Origin of the sequence: Salinimonas chungwhensis DSM 16280 (assembly GCF_000378185.1) — a bacterium.
Lineage (GTDB): Bacteria > Pseudomonadota > Gammaproteobacteria > Enterobacterales > Alteromonadaceae > Alteromonas > Alteromonas chungwhensis.
The window spans coordinates 385,815-405,429 of sequence record NZ_KB899376.1; the positions used below are offsets into that span (position 1 = coordinate 385,815).

11 protein-coding genes are annotated in these 19,615 nt (G+C 46.5%); 9 read left to right on the forward strand and 2 right to left on the reverse strand.

Annotation, left to right across the window (positions count from 1 at the left end; all coding sequences use genetic code 11):
• Position 1: 1 nt before the first annotated feature.
• From sdhA to F458_RS0101845, 7 genes are all read left to right on the forward strand, one after another.
• A complete protein-coding gene (sdhA, locus tag F458_RS0101815; protein ID WP_018981664.1) occupies positions 2–1,774 on the forward strand; it encodes a succinate dehydrogenase flavoprotein subunit in 1,773 nt (590 codons plus the stop codon).
• Positions 1,775–1,789: 15 nt separating this feature from the next.
• The gene (locus tag F458_RS0101820; RefSeq protein ID WP_018981665.1) at positions 1,790–2,500 is read left to right on the forward strand and encodes a succinate dehydrogenase iron-sulfur subunit; all 711 of its coding nucleotides are present in this window, start codon (positions 1,790–1,792) and stop codon (positions 2,498–2,500) included.
• Between the two features lie 172 nt (positions 2,501–2,672).
• Positions 2,673–5,492: a 2-oxoglutarate dehydrogenase E1 component gene (locus tag F458_RS0101825; protein WP_018981666.1), complete on the forward strand. Its 2,820-nt coding sequence runs from the start codon at positions 2,673–2,675 to the stop codon at positions 5,490–5,492.
• A gap of 9 nt (positions 5,493–5,501) precedes the next feature.
• Complete coding sequence (odhB, locus tag F458_RS0101830) at positions 5,502–7,103, forward strand: 2-oxoglutarate dehydrogenase complex dihydrolipoyllysine-residue succinyltransferase (RefSeq protein WP_018981667.1); 1,602 nt, start codon at positions 5,502–5,504, stop codon at positions 7,101–7,103.
• A 156-nt stretch (positions 7,104–7,259) separates the two neighbouring features.
• A complete protein-coding gene (sucC, locus tag F458_RS0101835) occupies positions 7,260–8,426 on the forward strand; it encodes an ADP-forming succinate--CoA ligase subunit beta (RefSeq protein ID WP_018981668.1) in 1,167 nt (388 codons plus the stop codon).
• The gene (gene sucD, locus F458_RS0101840; protein WP_018981669.1) at positions 8,426–9,298 is read left to right on the forward strand and encodes a succinate--CoA ligase subunit alpha; all 873 of its coding nucleotides are present in this window, start codon (positions 8,426–8,428) and stop codon (positions 9,296–9,298) included. Before sucC ends, sucD begins: the two co-directional genes overlap by 1 nt.
• A 491-nt stretch (positions 9,299–9,789) precedes the next feature.
• Positions 9,790–12,621 carry a TonB-dependent receptor gene (locus F458_RS0101845; RefSeq protein ID WP_018981670.1) on the forward strand — a complete coding sequence of 944 codons (2,832 nt, stop codon included), beginning with the start codon at positions 9,790–9,792 and terminating at the stop codon, positions 12,619–12,621.
• Between the two features lie 291 nt (positions 12,622–12,912).
• Here F458_RS0101845 and F458_RS20335 read toward each other — a convergent pair whose 3' ends face one another.
• Together F458_RS20335 and F458_RS0101855 are read right to left on the reverse strand one after the other, a co-directional pair.
• On the reverse strand, positions 12,913–15,771 hold the full coding sequence (locus F458_RS20335; RefSeq protein WP_018981671.1) for a glycoside hydrolase family 16 protein: 2,859 nt from the start codon (positions 15,769–15,771) through the stop codon (positions 12,913–12,915).
• Positions 15,768–16,445 (reverse strand): hypothetical protein, encoded by a 678-nt coding sequence (locus tag F458_RS0101855; protein ID WP_018981672.1) that lies wholly within the window; start codon positions 16,443–16,445, stop codon positions 15,768–15,770. Before F458_RS0101855 ends, F458_RS20335 begins: the two co-directional genes overlap by 4 nt.
• A gap of 433 nt (positions 16,446–16,878) precedes the next feature.
• Between F458_RS0101855 and hutH the strand changes: the two genes are divergently transcribed.
• Positions 16,879–18,441: a histidine ammonia-lyase gene (gene hutH, locus F458_RS0101865; protein ID WP_018981674.1), complete on the forward strand. Its 1,563-nt coding sequence runs from the start codon at positions 16,879–16,881 to the stop codon at positions 18,439–18,441.
• Positions 18,442–18,501: 60 nt separating this feature from the next.
• A complete protein-coding gene (locus F458_RS0101870) occupies positions 18,502–19,032 on the forward strand; it encodes an RNA methyltransferase (RefSeq protein ID WP_051084990.1) in 531 nt (176 codons plus the stop codon).
• Positions 19,033–19,615 lie beyond the last annotated feature (583 nt).

Sequence of the window (19,615 nt, forward strand, 5' to 3'; positions counted from 1 at the left end):
TATGAGTTTACCAGTACATGAATTTGACGCCATCGTCGTTGGCGCTGGCGGTGCAGGTATGCGTGCTGCACTGCAAATATCGCAGTCGGGGAAATCCTGCGCACTGCTTTCTAAAGTATTTCCAACTCGCTCTCACACTGTTTCTGCACAGGGTGGTATTACAGTAGCGTTGGGCAATTCCCATGAAGATAACTGGGAATGGCACATGTATGATACCGTTAAAGGTTCTGATTATATTGGTGATCAGGATGCGATAGAATACATGTGTAATACCGGTCCCAAAGCAATTCTTGAAATGGAAAACATGGGGCTGCCATTCTCGCGTTTTGAAAACGGCAAGGTGTATCAGCGTCCGTTTGGTGGCCAGTCAAAAAACTTTGGCGGCGAACAGGCGGCTAGAACGGCTGCCGCTGCTGATCGTACCGGTCATGCGCTGCTTCATTTGCTTTATCAGCAAAATGTCAAAAATAAGACAAAAGTTTTCAGTGAATGGTATGCACTGGATTTGGTTAAAAATCAGGACGGTGACATCGTAGGCTGTACAGCTATTGATATTGAAACCGGCCAGATAGTTTACTTTAAAGCTCGGGCTGTGGTGTTGGCCACAGGTGGAGCGGGTCGAATTTACGCGTCGACTACTAATGCCCACATCAATACCGGAGATGGTATCGGTATGGCTATGCGCGCTGGTGTATCGCTTCAGGATATGGAGATGTGGCAGTTCCATCCAACTGGTATAGCAGGCGCCGGAACACTGGTTACCGAAGGTTGTCGTGGTGAAGGTGGTTATCTGCTTAACAAAGACGGTGAACGCTTCATGGAACGATATGCGCCAAATGCTAAAGATTTGGCTGGACGTGATGTCGTCGCCCGTTCAATGATGACAGAAATTCGTGAAGGCCGTGGTTGCGATGGACCACAGGGTAAGCACATAAAACTTAAGCTGGATCATCTAGGTAAAGATGTGCTTGAGTCACGGTTGCCGGGCATCCTGGAGCTGTCCAGAACATTTGCGCACGTTGACCCTGTTAAAGAGCCTATACCAGTTATTCCAACCTGTCATTACATGATGGGTGGTATTCCTACCAATGTAGATGGTCAGGCGTTGCGCGTTGATGAGAATGGTAAAGAGCACATTGTTAAAGGCCTCTTCGCTTGCGGAGAAATAGCATGTGTGTCGGTTCACGGTGCTAACCGCTTGGGCGGGAACTCACTGCTTGATTTGGTTGTGTTCGGTCGCGCCACAGGTTTACACTTGGGTGAAAAGTTAGATGAGATGGATCCTAGCCGCGACGCCAGTGAATCAGATCTCGACGCAGCAATGTCCCGGTTCAACCGCTGGGAGAATTCAGAGAAGGGCAAGGGTGAAGACCCGGTTCAGATCAAAAAAGATATGCAGGAGTGCATGCAGCTTAACTTCTCAGTATTCCGGGAAGGGGATGCTATGGCCGATGGCCTCAAAGAGCTGCGTGAAATTCGTGAGCGCTTGCACAATGCTCGTTTGGACGATAAAAGTAAAGATTTCAACACCCAGCGTATTGAGTGTCTGGAATTAGATAACTTGATGGAAACCGCGTACAGCACAGCAGTAGCAGCAAACTTCCGAACTGAAAGTCGTGGCGCGCATAGTCGTTTTGACTATCCGGATCGCGATGATGATAACTGGTTGTGTCACTCCATTTATCGTCCGGAAGATGAATCAATGTTGAAGCGTGAGGTGAATATGTCACCCAAGCTAAGGGAAACATTCCCGCCTAAAGCGCGCTCATACTAAGAGAGGTTACCAGTTATGAAGCTAGATGTTTCAATTTATCGATACAACCCTGAAGTTGATGACGCTCCGCATATGCAGGATTATCAACTGGAAGTTGAAGACGGCGTTGATCTGATGGTGCTGGACGTGCTGCTAAAGCTGAAAGAGCAGGACCCGACTCTGTCACTTCGCCGCTCCTGTCGGGAGGGCGTGTGTGGTTCTGATGGTGTAAATATGAACGGCAAAAATGGTCTTGCCTGCATAACGCCGGTATCAGCGTTGGGTAAAGGTAAGATTGTTGTTCGCCCATTACCTGGTTTACCGGTGGTGCGCGATCTGGTTGTTGATATGACACAGTTCTATACACAGTACGAAAAGGTCAAGCCGTTTCTTATTAATGATGCAAGACAGCCGCCTGCTCGCGAGCACTTGCAATCACCTGAAGAACGCGCAAAACTTGACGGGCTGTACGAGTGTATTTTATGCGCATGTTGTTCGTCGTCCTGTCCATCGTTTTGGTGGAATCCAGACAAGTTTATTGGCCCGGCAGGTTTGTTGCACGCTTATCGCTTCTTAATCGATAGCCGTGATACAGCGACAGAAGAACGTCTTAACGATCTTGATGATGCTTTCAGCGTATTCCGTTGCCACAGCATCATGAATTGTGTAAGCGTTTGTCCGAAAGGCTTGAACCCGACCAAAGCGATTGGCCAGATCAAGTCAATGCTGTTACAGCGGGCTGTTTAGTTATTTTTCTGTAAAGATAGGCTTTACAGATTGTGATGCTCTAAATGGCCATCCGGTAGCGGATGGCTATTTTTTTATATACGTGGCCTAAATGGTTGGTTCTGTTGTATATAACAGTCATAATAGCGTCTCGTGTTATTTCAGTTTCTATAAAACGTAGCAAGGCACAAAAATGCAAGAAAGCGTGATGAAAGCATGGTGGGATTCGTCGCACATGGCTGGCGCCAATGCCGCCTATGTCGAGGAGTTGTACGAAGCATATCTCGAAGATCCGCAAAGTGTTTCAGATTCCTGGCGCAAAATCTTCGATGGCCTTCCAAAAGTTGAAGGCGCAGAATTAGAAAAAAATCATTCAGTTATTCGTGAGCAGTTCAAAAAACTCGCTTCTCTGGGCCCCGCGGCACGAATGACTCCATCCTCAGATGAAGGTTCCAGTTCATCTGATGGCCGTCAGGTAAAAGTCCTCCAGCTCATAAACGCTTTTCGTTTTCGCGGCCACCAACATGCCAATCTAGACCCGCTAGGTCTGTGGGAACAACCACGCGTAAGAGATCTAGAACTAAACCATCATAATTTGTCTGAAGAAGACTTTGATATTCGGTTTAATACCGGATCGTATTCCTATGGTGGTGAATCGATGACGCTGGGTGACTTATTTAAGTCTCTCAACCGAACATATTGCGGTTCTATCGGTGCGGAATACATGCATATCACCGATACAGAGCAGAAACGCTGGCTACAGCAAAAGATTGAGTCTGTTCAGGCTAAACCTGAGATAAGTAAAGATCAGAAGAAGCAGATATTGAAAGGTCTGATTGCCGCTGATGGAATGGAGAAGTATCTTAGTTCCAAATTTCCAGGGGCTAAGCGATTCTCCCTGGAGGGCGGAGATGCCTTGATTCCCATGCTTAAAGGCCTAATTACTGAAGCTGGAACTGCCGGCGCCAAAGAGGTGGTTGTCGGAATGGCTCACCGTGGTCGCTTGAATGTCCTGGTTAATGTGTTGGGTAAAAATCCTTCCGTTCTGTTTGATGAATTTGCCGGAAAGCACGATGATAGTCTGGGGTCTGGTGATGTAAAATACCATGCCGGTTATTCATCCGACTTTGCTACTCCTGGCGGTAATGTTCATCTTGCCTTAGCGTTTAACCCTTCTCATCTTGAAATTGTAAATCCGGTTGTAATGGGGTCAGTACGAGCACGCTTACTACGCCGTGATAATGATTCAAGCAGAGTGTTGCCCATCACTATCCATGGCGATGCTGCGATTGCCGGGCAGGGGGTTGTGCAGGAAACATTTAACATGTCTCAAACCCGCGGTTTTGCCGTAGGTGGTACAGTAAGAATCGTAATCAACAATCAGGTAGGTTTCACTACGTCAAAGTTGGAAGATGCCCGCTCTACCCAATATTGTACTGATATTGCAAAAATGGTTCAGGCGCCAATTTTTCATGTAAACGCCGATGACCCGGAAGCGGTAGCGTTTGTTACTAAGCTGGCGCTGGAATATCGCAATAAATTCAAAAAAGATGTAGTTATCGATCTGGTTTGCTATCGCCGTCACGGCCACAATGAGGCGGATGAACCTAATGCTACTCAGCCATTGATGTATCAGAAGATTAAGAAACATCCGGTTACGCGCGTGCTTTATGCCGATCAGTTAATAGCTGAAGGGGTTATAGAGCAGCGTGATGCTGATAAGATGCTTGAAGATTACCGGGCTGCGCTTGATCACGGAGCTTGTGTTGTTGATGAGTGGCGACCCATGACGGAGCATTCAGTAGATTGGTCTCCCTACATAGGCCACGACTGGGATGTTGAATACGATCACGAAATCAGTATTGAAAAGCTGGTAGAGCTGGGCGAAAAAATCAGTAGCTATCCCGATGATGTGCAGCTTCAGTCACGAGTGAATAAGCTTTATCAGGATCGTAAGACGATGACAGCCGGTGACAAGCGTATCGATTGGGGTATGGCTGAAAACCTTGCTTACGCAGATTTAGTTGATCGCGGTACAAGCATTCGTTTAACAGGTCAGGATTCCGGTCGAGGAACATTCTTTCATCGTCACGCTGTTTTGCATAATCAGAATGATGGTTCAACCTACATGCCTTTGCAGCATATCCGCGAAGGTCAGGGCGAAATAGAAATTTATGATTCCGTGCTATCAGAAGCTGCTGTAATGGCTTTTGAATATGGTTTTGCAACTGCTGAACCAAGTTGCCTTACCATTTGGGAAGCGCAGTTTGGTGACTTTGCAAACGGTGCCCAGGTTGTTTTCGACCAGTTCCTAAGTTCTGGTGAGGCAAAGTGGGGTCGTTTATGTGGTTTGACCGTGCTGTTACCTCACGGTTACGAAGGACAGGGGCCAGAACACAGTTCAGCCCGTCTTGAGCGTTTTCTGCAGTTATGTGCTGATCATAACTGGCAGGTTTGTGTGCCATCGACACCGGCGCAGGTATTTAATATGCTTCGGCGGCAGATGCTTCGTCCTATGCGTAAGCCACTGATCGTAATGTCACCAAAATCATTGCTACGTCACGCACAGGCCACTTCTTCCCTGGAAGAATTAGCAACGGGCGTTTTCCATAATGTTATTGGAGAAATTGACGATCTGGACCCGGCAGATGTCAAACGAGTCGTCATGTGTTCAGGTAAAGTCTACTACGACCTGCTTGACCAACGCCGTAAAAATGAACAAACAGACGTAGCCATCATTCGTCTGGAACAGCTTTACCCCTTCCCGTCAGAGGAATGTGCTAAAGTAGTGGCGAATTACAGCCATGTAAAAGATTGGGTTTGGTGTCAGGAAGAACCTCAGAATCAGGGTGCCTGGTATAACAGTCAGCACCACTTTTGGGCAACGATTCCTGAAGGCGCCAAACTTACTTATGCAGGACGCGAAGCATCGGCTTCACCTGCTGTAGGTTATGTTTCAGTCCACAACCAGCAACAAAAAGCACTGGTTGAAGACGCACTCACGATTAAATAAGGAACAGTGATGACAATAGAGATTAAAGTTCCGGTCCTACCTGAGTCAGTTGCCGATGCCACCATAGCAACCTGGCATGTTAAGGCCGGTGACAAGGTTAAACGCGACCAGAACCTGGTTGATATTGAAACAGATAAAGTTGTCTTGGAAGTTGTTGCACCCGCCGATGGCGTGATTGGCGAAATTATCGAAGATGAAGGTGAAACGGTTCTGGGCGAGCAAGTTATCGCTAAGTTAGATGAAAATGGCGCGGGTAACGAAAAACAGGGCGACAGTGAGTCTGAATCAGAACCCAAGTCAGAGTCAGAGAATTCTGAAGCGTCTGAAAAGTCTGATAAAGATGCGTCTTCAGATGATGACAAGTCAGCAGAAAAAACCACAGCTAAAACAGACAATAAAAGCGGTAAGACCAGCGATGTTAAAGTGCCTGTGCTCCCTGAATCTGTAGCCGATGCTACTATAGCGACATGGCATGTTTCAGTAGGCGAGCAGGTTAGTCGTGATCAGAATCTGGTTGATATTGAAACAGATAAGGTTGTTTTGGAAGTGGTAGCTCCGGCTGACGGTTCTGTTTCAGAAATTCTGGCAGAGGAAGGGACGACTGTTTCCGCTGAAGAGGTTATCGCTAAATTTGCTGAAGGTGGTTCATCTGAGGGCACTTCTCAGGTAGATGAAGATTCTACTGATGAAGGTGTTGAGAGTGATAGTGATGCACTTAGCCCTTCAGTTCGTCGTTTACTATCTGAAAAAGGCATCAGCGCTTCAGAAGTTAAAGGTACCGGTAAGAATGGTCGAATTACTAAAGACGATGTCGAAAAGTATCTGAAATCCGATAAAAGCAGTGGTAGTAGCAAAGCATCATCTGCCAAGTCTGAAACAGAGTCTACACCTTCAGAAGCGCCAACTGGCGAGCGCACCGAAAAACGTGTACCGATGACACGTTTGCGTAAAACCATTGCTAATCGTCTGTTAGAAGCGAAGAACTCTACGGCAATGCTTACCACGTTTAACGAAGTGAACATGAAACCTATCATGGATCTTCGTAAACAGTATCAGGAAAGTTTTGAGAAGCGCCACGGTATCCGCCTGGGCTTTATGTCTTTTTATGTAAAAGCAGTGACTGAAGCACTTAAACGTTTCCCTGAGGTGAATGCATCTTTAGACGGCGACGATATTTGCTATCATAACTACTTTGATATCTCTATTGCTGTCTCTACCCCTCGTGGCCTGGTTACGCCAGTACTAAAAGATACCGATACGCTGGGTATGGCCGGTGTTGAAAAAGGCATTAAAGAACTGGCGCTTAAGGGTCGTGACGGCAAACTTGCTATGTCAGATTTGCAGGGCGGTAACTTCACCATCACTAATGGTGGCGTATTCGGTTCGTTGCTTTCCACACCCATTATCAATCCACCCCAAAGCGCTATCCTGGGCATGCACAAAATCCAGGATCGCCCAATGGCGGTTAACGGGAAAGTCGAAATCCTGCCTATGATGTATCTTGCGTTGTCTTATGATCACCGCATCATTGATGGTAAAGAATCTGTTGGTTTTCTGGTAACTGTAAAAGAAATGCTGGAAGATCCAACACGTCTGCTATTGGATGTTTAAGACTTTCGTCTCAAAGAATTGTGTGCAGGTGCGAGCAGCAGGTATGCTTGTATCGCATCTGGCACAACGCTGGCCGAACAGGTAGAATTCGGCCGGTCAAATTAATCAAGTCGCGTTTAGCGGCTTTTGTCTTACTAATAATCGGAAAGAAACACCATGAATTTGCATGAATACCAAGGTAAGCAGCTATTCAGAGAATACGGCTTGCCTGTTTCTGAAGGATACGCTTCTGATACACCTGAAGGTGCTGTTGAAGCCGCGGATCGCATTGGCGGTGAAGAGTGGGTCGTAAAATGTCAGGTCCACGCAGGCGGTCGCGGTAAAGCGGGCGGCGTTAAGCTGTTTAAAAATAAAGACGATATCCGTGGGTTTGCAGAAAACTGGCTGGGAAAAAATCTGGTAACTTTCCAGACTGATGAAAATGGTCAGCCGGTTAGCAAGATACTTGTTGAATCCTGCACTGATATTGCCAACGAACTTTATCTGGGCGCTGTGGTAGATCGTGCTACCCGTCGCGTTGTGTTCATGGCATCCACCGAAGGTGGTGTAGAGATTGAAACAGTTGCAGAAGAGACTCCAGAAAAAATTCTGAAAGCTGAAATTGATCCAATTGTTGGTCCGCAGCCCTATCAGGCGCGTGAAATGGCTTTCAAATTAGGCCTGGAAGGCGATCAAATCAAACAGTTTGTTAAGATATTTCTTGGTCTGGCCAAAATGTTTGAAGAACTGGACGTTGCACTGATTGAAATTAACCCACTGGTTATCAATACTGATGGTAATCTGCATTGTCTGGATGCCAAAGTTGGTATCGACGGCAACGCGTTGTATCGTCAGCCTGATGTAAAAGCGATGCATGATCCTTCTCAGGAAGATTCACGTGAAGCACACGCAGCGCAATATGAACTGAACTATGTTGCATTAGATGGCAACGTTGGCTGTATGGTTAACGGTGCAGGCCTTGCGATGGGTACGATGGATATCGTAAATCTGCATGGCGGTAAACCTGCAAACTTCCTGGATGTGGGTGGTGGCGCTACCAAAGAGCGTGTAGCCGAAGCATTTAAAATTATCTTGTCTGACGATAACGTAAAAGCTGTTCTGGTTAACATCTTTGGCGGTATTGTTCGCTGTGACATGATTGCAGAAGGTATCATTGGCGCAGTCAAAGAAGTGGGTGTAAAAGTGCCGGTAGTGGTTCGTCTTGAAGGTACAAACTCTGATCTGGGTCGAGAAGTTCTGGCTAACTCAGGTCTGGATATCATTGCTGCTGAATCGCTGACTGATGCAGCGAAAAAAGTTGTTGCTGCAGCGGAGGGCAAATAATGTCTGTTTTAATTAATAAAGACACAAAAGTAATCTGTCAGGGTTTCACTGGCGGTCAGGGAACATTCCACTCTGAGCAAGCGATTGCCTACGGCACCCAAATGGTGGGTGGTGTTACACCTGGTAAAGGGGGTACCGAGCACCTTGGTCTGCCAGTATTTAATACAGTACGTGATGCAGTTAAAGAAACCGGTGCCACAGCATCTGTAATCTATGTTCCTGCCCCTTTCTGTAAAGATTCGATTGTAGAAGCTGCCGATGCGGGTATTGAGCTTATCGTTTGTATTACCGAAGGTATTCCTACACTGGACATGCTTTATGTAAAAGAATACGTAGATGCAAAGGGTGTTCGCTTAATCGGTCCTAACTGTCCGGGTGTTATCACGCCGGGAGAATCGAAGATCGGTATTATGCCAGGGCATATTCATAAACCAGGCAAGGTAGGTATTGTTTCTCGCTCTGGAACCTTGACTTATGAAGCTGTGAAGCAAACAACTGACGAAGGCTTTGGTCAATCTACCTGCGTAGGTATAGGCGGCGACCCAATTCCTGGATCTAACTTTATCGACATTCTTAAAATGTTTCAGGATGACGCACAAACTGAAGCTATTGTCATGATTGGTGAGATTGGTGGAACTGCAGAAGAAGAAGCGGCTGCCTTTATCAAAGATAATGTGACTAAACCGGTCGTATCTTATATTGCTGGTGTTACTGCGCCTCCGGGCAAGCGGATGGGCCATGCTGGCGCTATCATCGCTGGCGGTAAAGGAACAGCAGATGATAAGTTTGCAGCCTTAGAAGATGCAGGTGTTAAAACTGTGCGTTCTCTGGCTGATATTGGCAAGGCGCTTCGCGAAGCAACTGGCTGGTAGAGCTTATTCTATGTGAAAAATAAAAAACCCGCCGTCACGGCGGGTTTTTTATTTGCTTACTATTCACCTCGCGAAGATATTCGAGGTCAAACTCATCTTTGATCCTGCTCACCCTTCCCGGCGACAACATCTACTTTATACCTTATAAATGCCGCTCTGTATGAAATGATATGTATTAAACACCTGTTAACATTTGCCGAAGAGAGCGACGATTCGTTAAAGATTTATTAAAAAAACTAAGATTGAAAATCACATAGAAAATATAAAAAACAATAAAAAACAGAAAGATAAGATAGAAAAAATAATACCAGAGTGTCTTTTAAAAATCCGGCTCTGTTAATCAGATGTATAAATAAAATTATGAATACGTATGCATAACATTGTAGCAAAGAGGGGATGGATATAGGATTTAAACCTGAATTTAGACATCTGGCCTGTCAGAGAGACAACAACAGAGACAGGGTTGTGTGGATAGTAATGGGACACTATAAATGAAACACTTTAAACCTAACATGATCAATGCTGCACTTATCGCCAGTGGCCTTAGTGCAATATGTACCCCTGCGCTTGCTCAACAAAATGATGACACTGCGCAACCGAATGAACCGAACGTAGAAGTCATTGAAGTTTCTGGCATCCGTGGCAGCTTACAGCGTGCCCAGGCCATTAAGATGGACAGCACTTCTATCGTTGAAGCGCTATCTGCTGAAGACATCGGTAAACTTCCTGATACTAGTATTGCAGAATCGTTAGCACGTTTACCAGGGGTTTCCGGTGAACGTCGAAATGGTCGTACCAGCGGGATCTCCGTACGTGGTTTTAATGAAAACTATGTAGGCACCTCCTTAAATGGCCGTGAGCTTTTAGGTATGGGTGATAACCGCGGGGTAGAATTCGACTTATATCCTACAGAAATTATTTCCAACATCCTGGTCTACAAAACGCCTGAAGCCGGCATGGTAACTCAAAATATCGGCGGTTCCATTGACTTACAAACTGTTAAGCCTTTGGTTGCAGATCAGACATTTACCATCAACGGCACTTACGAGCAGAATGCCGAAGATGCCGCAAACCCTGATTATGATGACAATGGTCATCGCGTATCGGTCAATTATGTTGACCAGTTTGCTGATGATACCTTGGGTGTAGCACTGACATTTGCAACCATGGAATCACCCCGACAAGAGCAGCAGTTCCGCGGTTGGGGTTACCCTAATGCTGAAGCCGGCACTGGCGCTGAAGGCGTAGATATTCCAGAAGGAACCGCTATTTTAGGTGGTCACGACAGCTTCGCCCGCTCTGCGATGATGGAGCGTGACTCGCTTGCTGCAGTCATCCAATGGTCGCCGGATGACAACATCAACATGCAGTTTGATGCACTGTACATCGACTTTAATGAAAATGATGCGCGTCGCGGCCTTGAAGAAGGCGGTCCGGTATGGGGCGGCGTAGATTACACCGTATCTGAGATTCAGAATGGGTTAGCAACACGTGCCTATCACGATGGCTTTTTCAGTGTTATTCGTAATGATGTCCGCGAACAGGAAGCAGAACTCAAGACATTTGGTTTGAACGTTGAATATTTTGTCAACGACAACTGGACAATTACCGGCGACATCTCAACCGGTAAAGTGGACAAAACCATCACCGATGTTGAAAGCTATTCAGGTACAGGTCGTGCAGGAATGGAAGGGCGTACAGCGACTGCCCGTTCCTGGGAGATGACCGGTGACGGCGTAATGTTTTCTGATCATCCTACCATTCCAGCAGTGGATTTGACTGATCCTTCTCTGATTCGTCTGGCAGGTCCCCAGCCGTGGGGACAAACCCTTATTAATGAAGACGGTCAGCAACTGTTTGCACCTGATGCGCAGGATGGTTTTGTCAATCAGCCTGTATTTGAAGAAGAACTGGATTCTCTGCGACTGAGCACAAAAGGCTTCGTCGAATGGGGCGTGTTTACCGGTATTGAGATTGGTGCAATCTACTCAGACCGTACAAAATCAAAAGATAACAACGGTGCCTTTTTGGTGTCTCCGGAATACCCTGGAAGCGCTGCTATTCCAGAGGTACTGGGTGTGACCTCTCTTGACTTTGTAGGTATCGAAGGTGTCTTAGCCTATGATGCGTTGGGTTTGTATAACAGTGGATATTACGACGAGCTTGACGCGCAGCAAATCGAAACGGGCCGTCTGGGCGATACCTATACGGTAGAAGAAAAACTGACCACCTTTTATACTAAGCTGGATATCGATACGGAAATCGACAATGTTTATATTCGCGGTAACGTAGGTATTCAGGTCGTTCAGGCAGACCAGGAGTCCACAGGTTTTGCTGCAACTAAAAACGAGCTTGGGTTTGTCGAGTCCCTGCCGGTTTCAGGTGGCGCCGATTACACTGATGTGCTGCCTACTTTGAACCTAAGCGCTGAGTTTGCTGAAAATCAGTTTGTGCGTCTAGGTCTGGCTAAGGTACTGACTCGTCCTCGTATGGACGATATGCGTCCAAATAATCAGGTGTCGTTTGCCTTCCAGGATGCGCGAATCAATAGTACAGATATCGATAACTCCCCCTGGAGCGGCAGTGCTGGTAACCCTGAGCTGAAGCCGTATGAAGCCAACCAGATTGATTTGGCTTATGAGAACTATTTTGCTGACGCCGGGTACGTAGCGGTCTCATGGTTCTTCAAGGATCTGAAAAACTGGCATAGAAGCAACGCAGTTGAAGCTGACTTCAGCGAGTTTTACATTCCAAGTGTGCACCAAAGCTCTACCGGTGAGGCGCCTCAACTATTTGTTGGTCAGCGTTCACGTCCGGAAGATGGTTACGAAGGATTTGTCAGAGGATACGAGATCCAGGGAAGCTTACCGGCTGATCTGATTCACGAATCTCTCGAAGGCTTCGGTATGTTTGCCAGTGCAACGTTCCTTGATGGCAAAGCGGATCCTGCACCAGGAACCACTGAAACCCGTATTCCAGGTCTGTCTGATGAGAATTACAGTCTGACACTTTATTACGAAAATGCCGGATTTGAGTTCCGCGTGGCTGGAACAAAGCGGTCAAGCTACCTGACCGAAACGCGAGGCCTGAGTCTTGCGCTGTCTGACTCTACTAACCAGGGTGGTACCTTTATTGATGCACAGATTGGTTATGACTTTAGCGAATCGGGCATTCGTTCACTGGAAGGGCTGCGTGTCACCTTACAAGCACAAAACCTTACTGATGAAGAAGACTTGCAAACAGCAGGTACAGATTCCCGGCAGGTAACGCTTCGCCAGACATACGGCGCAAACTATTTGTTAGGGTTTAATTACTCTTTCTAATTACCTTTGAGTTAAAAAAACCGCAGTGCGCAAGCCTGCGGTTTTTTTATTTCCTATTGTATACCAATGGGTTTATCGGTTTTTTGCACACGAATAGCTCACCTGGTTAAGGATAGTTTTTGGACCTTCAATAAAATTGGTCCGAAGCCAAGGAGTAAGCATCTGCGTCTAGGGATCTGGGTTGATGCTTGCCTAAAAATAATGAAATGCCACTGCCGAACTGACTTTTTCCAGCACAGACAAAAGCGCCCAGCTATTAGGCCGGGCGTCATTGTTTATCGATTGTTGTGATCAGGGCATTATCGTCAAGTCATCTATTTGTAACACAGCGCCAGTGGCTTTATTCCATTCCGGAAACATCATGATCAGGTTAAGTTTATCCAAAGACAACCCCTGACTCGCAAGATCTGCCAGTGAGAAACTGTATTGCTGCCATAGACCCACCTGCGGCACCGCACCTTCCAGGTTCATTGATATCGGTAATTCGGCAAATGTACCGTCGCCGCCTTCTACTTTTAGCAATAGACTTGCTGAAGCGTCATCCGGCGCTGACACCATCTTCATTGAAAATGTTAGCACACCGCCCTGAACGGCTGTTGCATCGTGTGGCTTATTGGCTCTGAATCCGGAAACCGTAGGTGCCGGTCCGAAGTAATCAAGCTGAGCAACATTTCCACGTTCGTTATCGTTAACGACACTAAGGTTTGCATTTGCACAGCAATCCCACAATGACCATCCTGTTGCCAGCGCTTCGTCAAACACACTAAACGTGTCAGTGATTGTGACAACATCCGGGGTCGGTGATGTTTCGCCGTCGCCTGTAAGGACAATGTTGTCAATTTGCATGACCACACCCTGCTGGTTACCCCACGCTGGGAATATAACCAAAGGCGTATCCACACGTGACAGATCCAGTGTAGAACCGGGATTATCGATCAGTTCGGAAACTGGAATATCATAGTGTGTCCAAATGCCTGTATCCGGCGTTTCAATGGCAAAGTCGCCGGAGGAGCAGGGATGACCACAGTCCATTTTAATGAAAAAGTCCTGATTGGTTCGCGGATCGTCGACAACTTTCAGATCAAAAGACAATGTGTCAAAACCCGTGAAGTCAATTTTCTGAGTTTGGCCTTCACCATTTACCGGTGTTTGAAAGTAAACCACAGATTCGTTGGTGTTAAAGGAAAACTGTTTTACGTCGCCATAACCGCCATCTGCGCTGACTACCTGTTCAACATCGACACTGCCACTGGCGACATATTTACCTGCCGCGAAGGGAGGATTGTCGCTGTCATCGAACACAATTACCTCAGATTTTCCCGCTAAATCATACTCGTAACGAACGTTGTCTACCTGTACCGTCATTGGACCATTTGCTTCTAATACAAAAGGATTAAGTACCTGCGCCAAGTCCGTGGTATTACCCGGTGCAAACCGATTGCCGGCTTCAACAATATCGGAAATATCAATACTTACAGACTGCCACTGGCCATCATCCGTGAGTGAAACTTGCGTATCTCCAACTGCTGGCCAGCCACTATCGATTTTAACCAATAACTCAGCGCCAGGGGCCCGATTCAGTGTACGAATATCAAATTTCAGTTTTCCAAGTTGTTCAAAATGCTGCAAGTTAATGGGCGCATCTGCGTTGAAAAAGACATTACCTACATTTCCCAGTTGCTCCATGGTAAAGACCTCACCACGATCTTCGGCCGACTCTACATAGCTGGTGACCGTTCCGTCAGGGTTGTAGCTTTGTATAGAAAGTTTTTCGCTAAAAGCATCATCAAAAAGCATAAATACCGGACCTTCACCGACCAATGAGGATTCGCCGGGCAGGGGAGGTGGTTCAATACCCTCGGGCAGATGCGGATTATCGCCGATAGTGGCACATCCCTGACCCGTGGCAGGGTTTATCGAGCATTCATACACCCGCACAAAATCAACTTCCATGGTTTGTGGAAAGACGGATTCATCGATACCTGTTTCGTTAGTATTGGCTGCCCAGTTACCGCCTACAGCCAGATTTAGCAATAGATGGAAACGCTCGTTAAAAGGCGCATCGCTCACGCCGGTTTGCCATTGTCCACTTTCATCCTGATACTGGGTATACCAGCCATCCTGTGTTTGGGTCGCAAAATGATAGCCGTCAACATACCAGCGAATTTCTCCCTGCTCCCATTCAATTGCATAAGTGTGAAAACCATCTGCTGGATTAATGTTATTGGGCAAGCGGTGTTCTGCCTCTACATAGACATTGCCCGGCCAGGTTCGGCCAAAGTGCAGGGTGCCATAGACACGATCTTCGGGCATTCCTGCTGCAGCGGGATCATCAGAAGGCGTTTTGAGGTTGACCGCTTCCATAATATCTATTTCACCTGACGCGGCCCACGTACCGTATTTATAATCGCTGGGCAACATCCAGATAGCAGGCCAGGTTCCCTGACCGTAGGGTAATTTAGCGCGAATTTCAAAGCGACCATAGGTCCAGTCTCCCTGATTAAGCGTGCGCAGTCTGGCAGAAGTATAAGGCAGGGTAGCAAGGCTGTCCGGATTACCCTCGGGATTATCCGGGCCGGTAAAGTCTTCGCGTTGAGCTTTTATAACAAGTTTACCATCCTCCAAAAACGCATTTTCAGAGCGATCGGTGTAACACTGTTGTTCGTTGTTCCCGCCACCCCAGCAATTTTCTTCAAAATTCCATTTATTGGTATCAATAGTATTGCCGTCAAACTCATCCTGCCAGATTAGTTGCCAGTTGTTGCCCGGACCACTTTCCTGCATTAGGGCTACATCGAGCACCAGACGCTTGCGCGCAAACGCCAGATAAACAGGTACGGTGACGGTTTCGCCTGGTTTCAATGACGTCACATCAACCGGAACATACGAGATATCACCATCAAGTTGCGCGTTGGTAACCTCATGCGTACTGTTATTCACATGCAGGCGTAAAGGCATCGACAAGGTGTCATCACTGGTATTGGTAATTTTGACCAGCACACTGAACTGACGATTTATGCGATCAAAGGCCGCTCTATGCTGTTTTACCTCAAGATTTTCCTGAGCCGGTTGCCATTGCGCCATGGCTGTATTCACAGGTAATTGAGTCAGCCCGGCAACCACGGCAAGGCGAATTAAATGATGTTTCATGATGATGCTTCCTGTGCCGGTGTCTGTAGCGCGCGTCTGCCAATCAGCCCAAATGCACACAATATCAGGGGTAATGTAGCAGGCGCTGGAACATTGATTTGATTGTCTGTAGCCTGAATAGAGAAGCTGTTAATGGTCATACTAGCCTGTTCAAAATCAAAGTTACTGAACAGCTGTATTTCCAGCGTCCACCCTTGCTGATTATTGAAACTACCATCAAGCAGGATATCACCCGTGTAATTCATCAAACCGTTTATGTCTGGCTGCCCGAACAGGCTACCCAGTTCTCCGCCAGCGTTATAAAGTAAACCAGAGCCATCACCGAAGCCAATAGTAAAGTAGTCAGCAGTTAATGGCGGCTGATCATCCACTGCACTGGCTACAGAAAAATCATATTGAAGAACCAGTTGCGCATTTTCATCGGTGGTAAAGTCAATCGGTTGATAAAGTGTGTTTACAAATGCATCGCTGCGGTCAGCATAAATAACGGCACTACACCCATTATCACTTTCAGCGATAGCAAAATCATCACTGTTAGCCGGACCACCGTCGGTGTCAGTCTGCCAGCCACTTAAATCACAAGTTTCGAAATTGCCATTGGTTAAGAATGCAGCTTGAGCCGGTTGCCAGGCCAGGGCCGTAGCTAAAATCAATGTTGCCTTAGTTAGTTTCATGTGTATCCCTCGTTTATGATAGCGCTTACATTTTGGTGTGATGAATAAGGCCCATCTCATTCAACGGCACCACAAATGATTGCGCTTACAATTTAACCAAACATAATATAAATGGCAACACTCTATTTACAATTGCGTGCAAGGCATTAACGCGTTCACAACCTAATTCTGGCGCCAAGCTGCGCAGTCCCGGACCCGTGGTCGCAAACGGGAGCACGCTCAGCAATATCTGAAAGTTGTTAATTCAAATGGTGCTTTCGGTAGTATGCCAGTATGGTGATTGTCTGTAACGGGACAGCGGAAGCCCAAATTGTACGGGTGCTACACAATGATCCCGCCGCCGGCGTTATGCCAGATGCAGACGCAGGCCACGAAAGTGAAATAGCTTGCGCACTTGAGTATCATCTAAATCTGCCAATGAACGGAGGTTGCTATGACGAGTAAAAACTTTCTTCTTGTGCCAGGTCAGCTTGCGCTGGCTGACTGTCGTCGGTCTGTTAAAGAACATTTTAATCTATCATTGGATAAAAGTGCGTACGCCGGGATTCACGCCTCACATCAGGCCGTAAAAAATATACTGGCCAGCGGAAGTATAGTGTATGGCATCAATACAGGATTCGGGCTGTTAGCAAACACCCGAATCGCTGAGCAGGAGTTAGAGCTGTTGCAGCGTAGTATCGTCTTATCTCATGCCGCTGGGACCGGGGACTTGATGCAAATCAGCACAGTCAGATTGATGATGTTGCTGAAAATCAATTCTCTGGCCCGGGGATTTTCCGGTGTCCGGCTGGACGTGATTGATGCTTTGATAACCTTATTCAATAACCAGATCTGGCCGGCGATTCCGCAAAAGGGATCGGTAGGGGCTTCGGGTGATTTAGCTCCTCTGGCGCACATGAGCGTAGTTTTGCTCGGAGAAGGGGAAGTTATCATGGGAAACCGACGATGTCCGGCGCGAGAGGGGCTGGAACGGGCAGGTCTTACCCCGCTTGTTTTGGCGCCGAAGGAAGGCCTTGCTTTGTTGAATGGCACCCAGGCATCAACCGCATTCGCACTGGAAGGTTTGTTTAAAACTGAGAATGCGTATTTCAGTGCTGTAGGAATAGGCGCTTTGGCGGTAGATGCTGCGCAGGGATCCAGAGTGCCGTTTGATGCGCGGATCCATATTATACGAGGTCATCGCAGTCAAACGGATACTGCTACATTATTCAGGCAACTTTTAGACACTTCGTCAATTGGTAATGCCCACCATGGGTGTAAAAAAGTTCAGGATCCCTACTCGTTACGATGTCAACCTCAGGTTATGGGCGCCGTACTGCACCAAATTCGAAACGCCTGTGAAATATTTATTACTGAAGCTAACGGTGTATCGGATAATCCATTGGTGTTTAGCGATGACCAAGAAATTCTCTCAGGTGGCAATTTTCACGCCGAAACAGTCGCTATGGCGGCTGACAATCTTGCTATTGCGCTGACTGAAATTGGCGCGCTATCCGAGCGTCGTATGGCGCTGCTTATTGATAGTAGCCTAAGTGGTCTCCCCGCATTTTTGGTTGATAATGGCGGGATTAACTCGGGATTTATGATTGCACAGGTCACCTGTGCGGCTCTTGCCAGCGAAAATAAATCATTGGCGCATCCAGCGTCAATTGACTCTCTTCCTACTTCAGCAAACCAGGAAGATCATGTGTCTATGTCAGCATTTGCCGGTCGCAGACTCAAAGATATATTTGATAACGTAGCAGTTATTTTAGCCATAGAGTGGTTAGCGGCGGCGCAGGGGATCGATTTCAGACGTCCTTTGCGTACCAGTGAACCGCTTGAAGCAGTGCATGCTCTGTTAAGAGAAAAAGTGTCTTTTTACGATAAAGATCGTTATTTTGCGCCGGATATTGAGGCTGCTACTGTGCTGATCCAGGATGGCAGACTTTGGGAATTGGTGAGGGAGTTAACTGAAGGCAAAGACCTTGACGAAAGCCTTACAGTCAGCCGTTAATGACATTGTACGGTAACTTTGGCATACTTTGCCGCCCGTATTCTGGTCAATGATAAAAAAATGAGCGCGAGCACAGAATTTTCTCCCTGGGGTTTAGTCAGTTTGGGTCTTATTAATCCTAAGTCTGCTACCAATGTAGCATCGGTACTCAGAGCTGCAGGGTGCTATGGCGCTTCCAGTGTGTTTTATACGGGCCAGCGATATGGCTACGCAAAGGATTTTAATGCTGACACCCGGCAAATGCATAAAAAAATTCCTACCATTGGTGTTGATACCATTAAATCGGCTGTTCCAAAAGGCGCTGCAACGGTCGCAGTGGAGCTAGTGGAAGGTGCAACTCCACTGCCAGCCTTCGCCCATCCTGAAAACGCTTTTTACATTTTCGGTCCGGAAGACGGTTCGGTTAACCAGTCAGAGATTGACTGGTGCGATGATATTGTTTATGTGCCTACAAACGGATGTATGAATCTGGCCGCCACGGTCAACGTCTTACTGTACGACAGGCTGGCAAAATCTCCGTATTCGCACTCAGACACGCTTATCCGCGGTAGTCGGGACGTTAACAATCGTACAACCCGGGTTCAGCGTTAGTGGCATAGCGACACAATGCATAGGTGTAACTTTTTTGCTACACATTCATCTATATTACTGATATAAAAATAGAAAATTACCCTGTTAAAAGTTTTTTCAGTACTGCCAGGTCATTTTAGCTTTTTCGGTGATGCTTATTTGCAACAGCTTAGATGCTACAATTCCTTTATCTTTAATTTATGACTAACACAAAGACCTGTGTCCCAATGTCAACCATACTAATTTTAATTAAACTTTAGTCTATTTCCGACATAGGTGGGTAGCGTAAATCTGAATTATCCCTATCATCCTTTTTTAGTATTTAGGATGAGAATTAATACCTAAAAAGATTAAAACAAATTACTGATTTATATACTGTTAAATTAAAATTATGTCATTGGCACAATGTAGAACAGTATCCCTCGAGTTTAATTGCTAGGTATGAAATAAGTTCACACCAACTACATCAAATTTTCACAAACACTATTCTAGCGCCAGTCTGGCACAGTTGTTGTAATGGTATATTCACAGAATAATATTCAGCTTCATTTATGTAATTTCCCATTGTAAATCAGCCCGGTAAATTAAGAGAGAACTGCAATAG

What these genes read in the sequence shown, in the direction of transcription:
- sdhA (WP_018981664.1), top strand. Translation starts at nt 2, where the DNA reads ATGAGTTTACCAGTACATGAATTTGACGCCATCGTCGTTGGCGCTGGC.
- F458_RS0101820 (WP_018981665.1), top strand. Translation starts at nt 1,790, where the DNA reads ATGAAGCTAGATGTTTCAATTTATCGATACAACCCTGAAGTTGATGAC.
- F458_RS0101825 (WP_018981666.1), top strand. Translation starts at nt 2,673, where the DNA reads ATGCAAGAAAGCGTGATGAAAGCATGGTGGGATTCGTCGCACATGGCT.
- odhB (WP_018981667.1), top strand. Translation starts at nt 5,502, where the DNA reads ATGACAATAGAGATTAAAGTTCCGGTCCTACCTGAGTCAGTTGCCGAT.
- sucC (WP_018981668.1), top strand. Translation starts at nt 7,260, where the DNA reads ATGAATTTGCATGAATACCAAGGTAAGCAGCTATTCAGAGAATACGGC.
- sucD (WP_018981669.1), top strand. Translation starts at nt 8,426, where the DNA reads ATGTCTGTTTTAATTAATAAAGACACAAAAGTAATCTGTCAGGGTTTC.
- F458_RS0101845 (WP_018981670.1), top strand. Translation starts at nt 9,790, where the DNA reads ATGAAACACTTTAAACCTAACATGATCAATGCTGCACTTATCGCCAGT.
- F458_RS20335 (WP_018981671.1), bottom strand. Translation starts at nt 15,771, where the DNA reads ATGAAACATCATTTAATTCGCCTTGCCGTGGTTGCCGGGCTGACTCAA.
- F458_RS0101855 (WP_018981672.1), bottom strand. Translation starts at nt 16,445, where the DNA reads ATGAAACTAACTAAGGCAACATTGATTTTAGCTACGGCCCTGGCCTGG.
- hutH (WP_018981674.1), top strand. Translation starts at nt 16,879, where the DNA reads ATGACGAGTAAAAACTTTCTTCTTGTGCCAGGTCAGCTTGCGCTGGCT.
- F458_RS0101870 (WP_051084990.1), top strand. Translation starts at nt 18,502, where the DNA reads ATGAGCGCGAGCACAGAATTTTCTCCCTGGGGTTTAGTCAGTTTGGGT.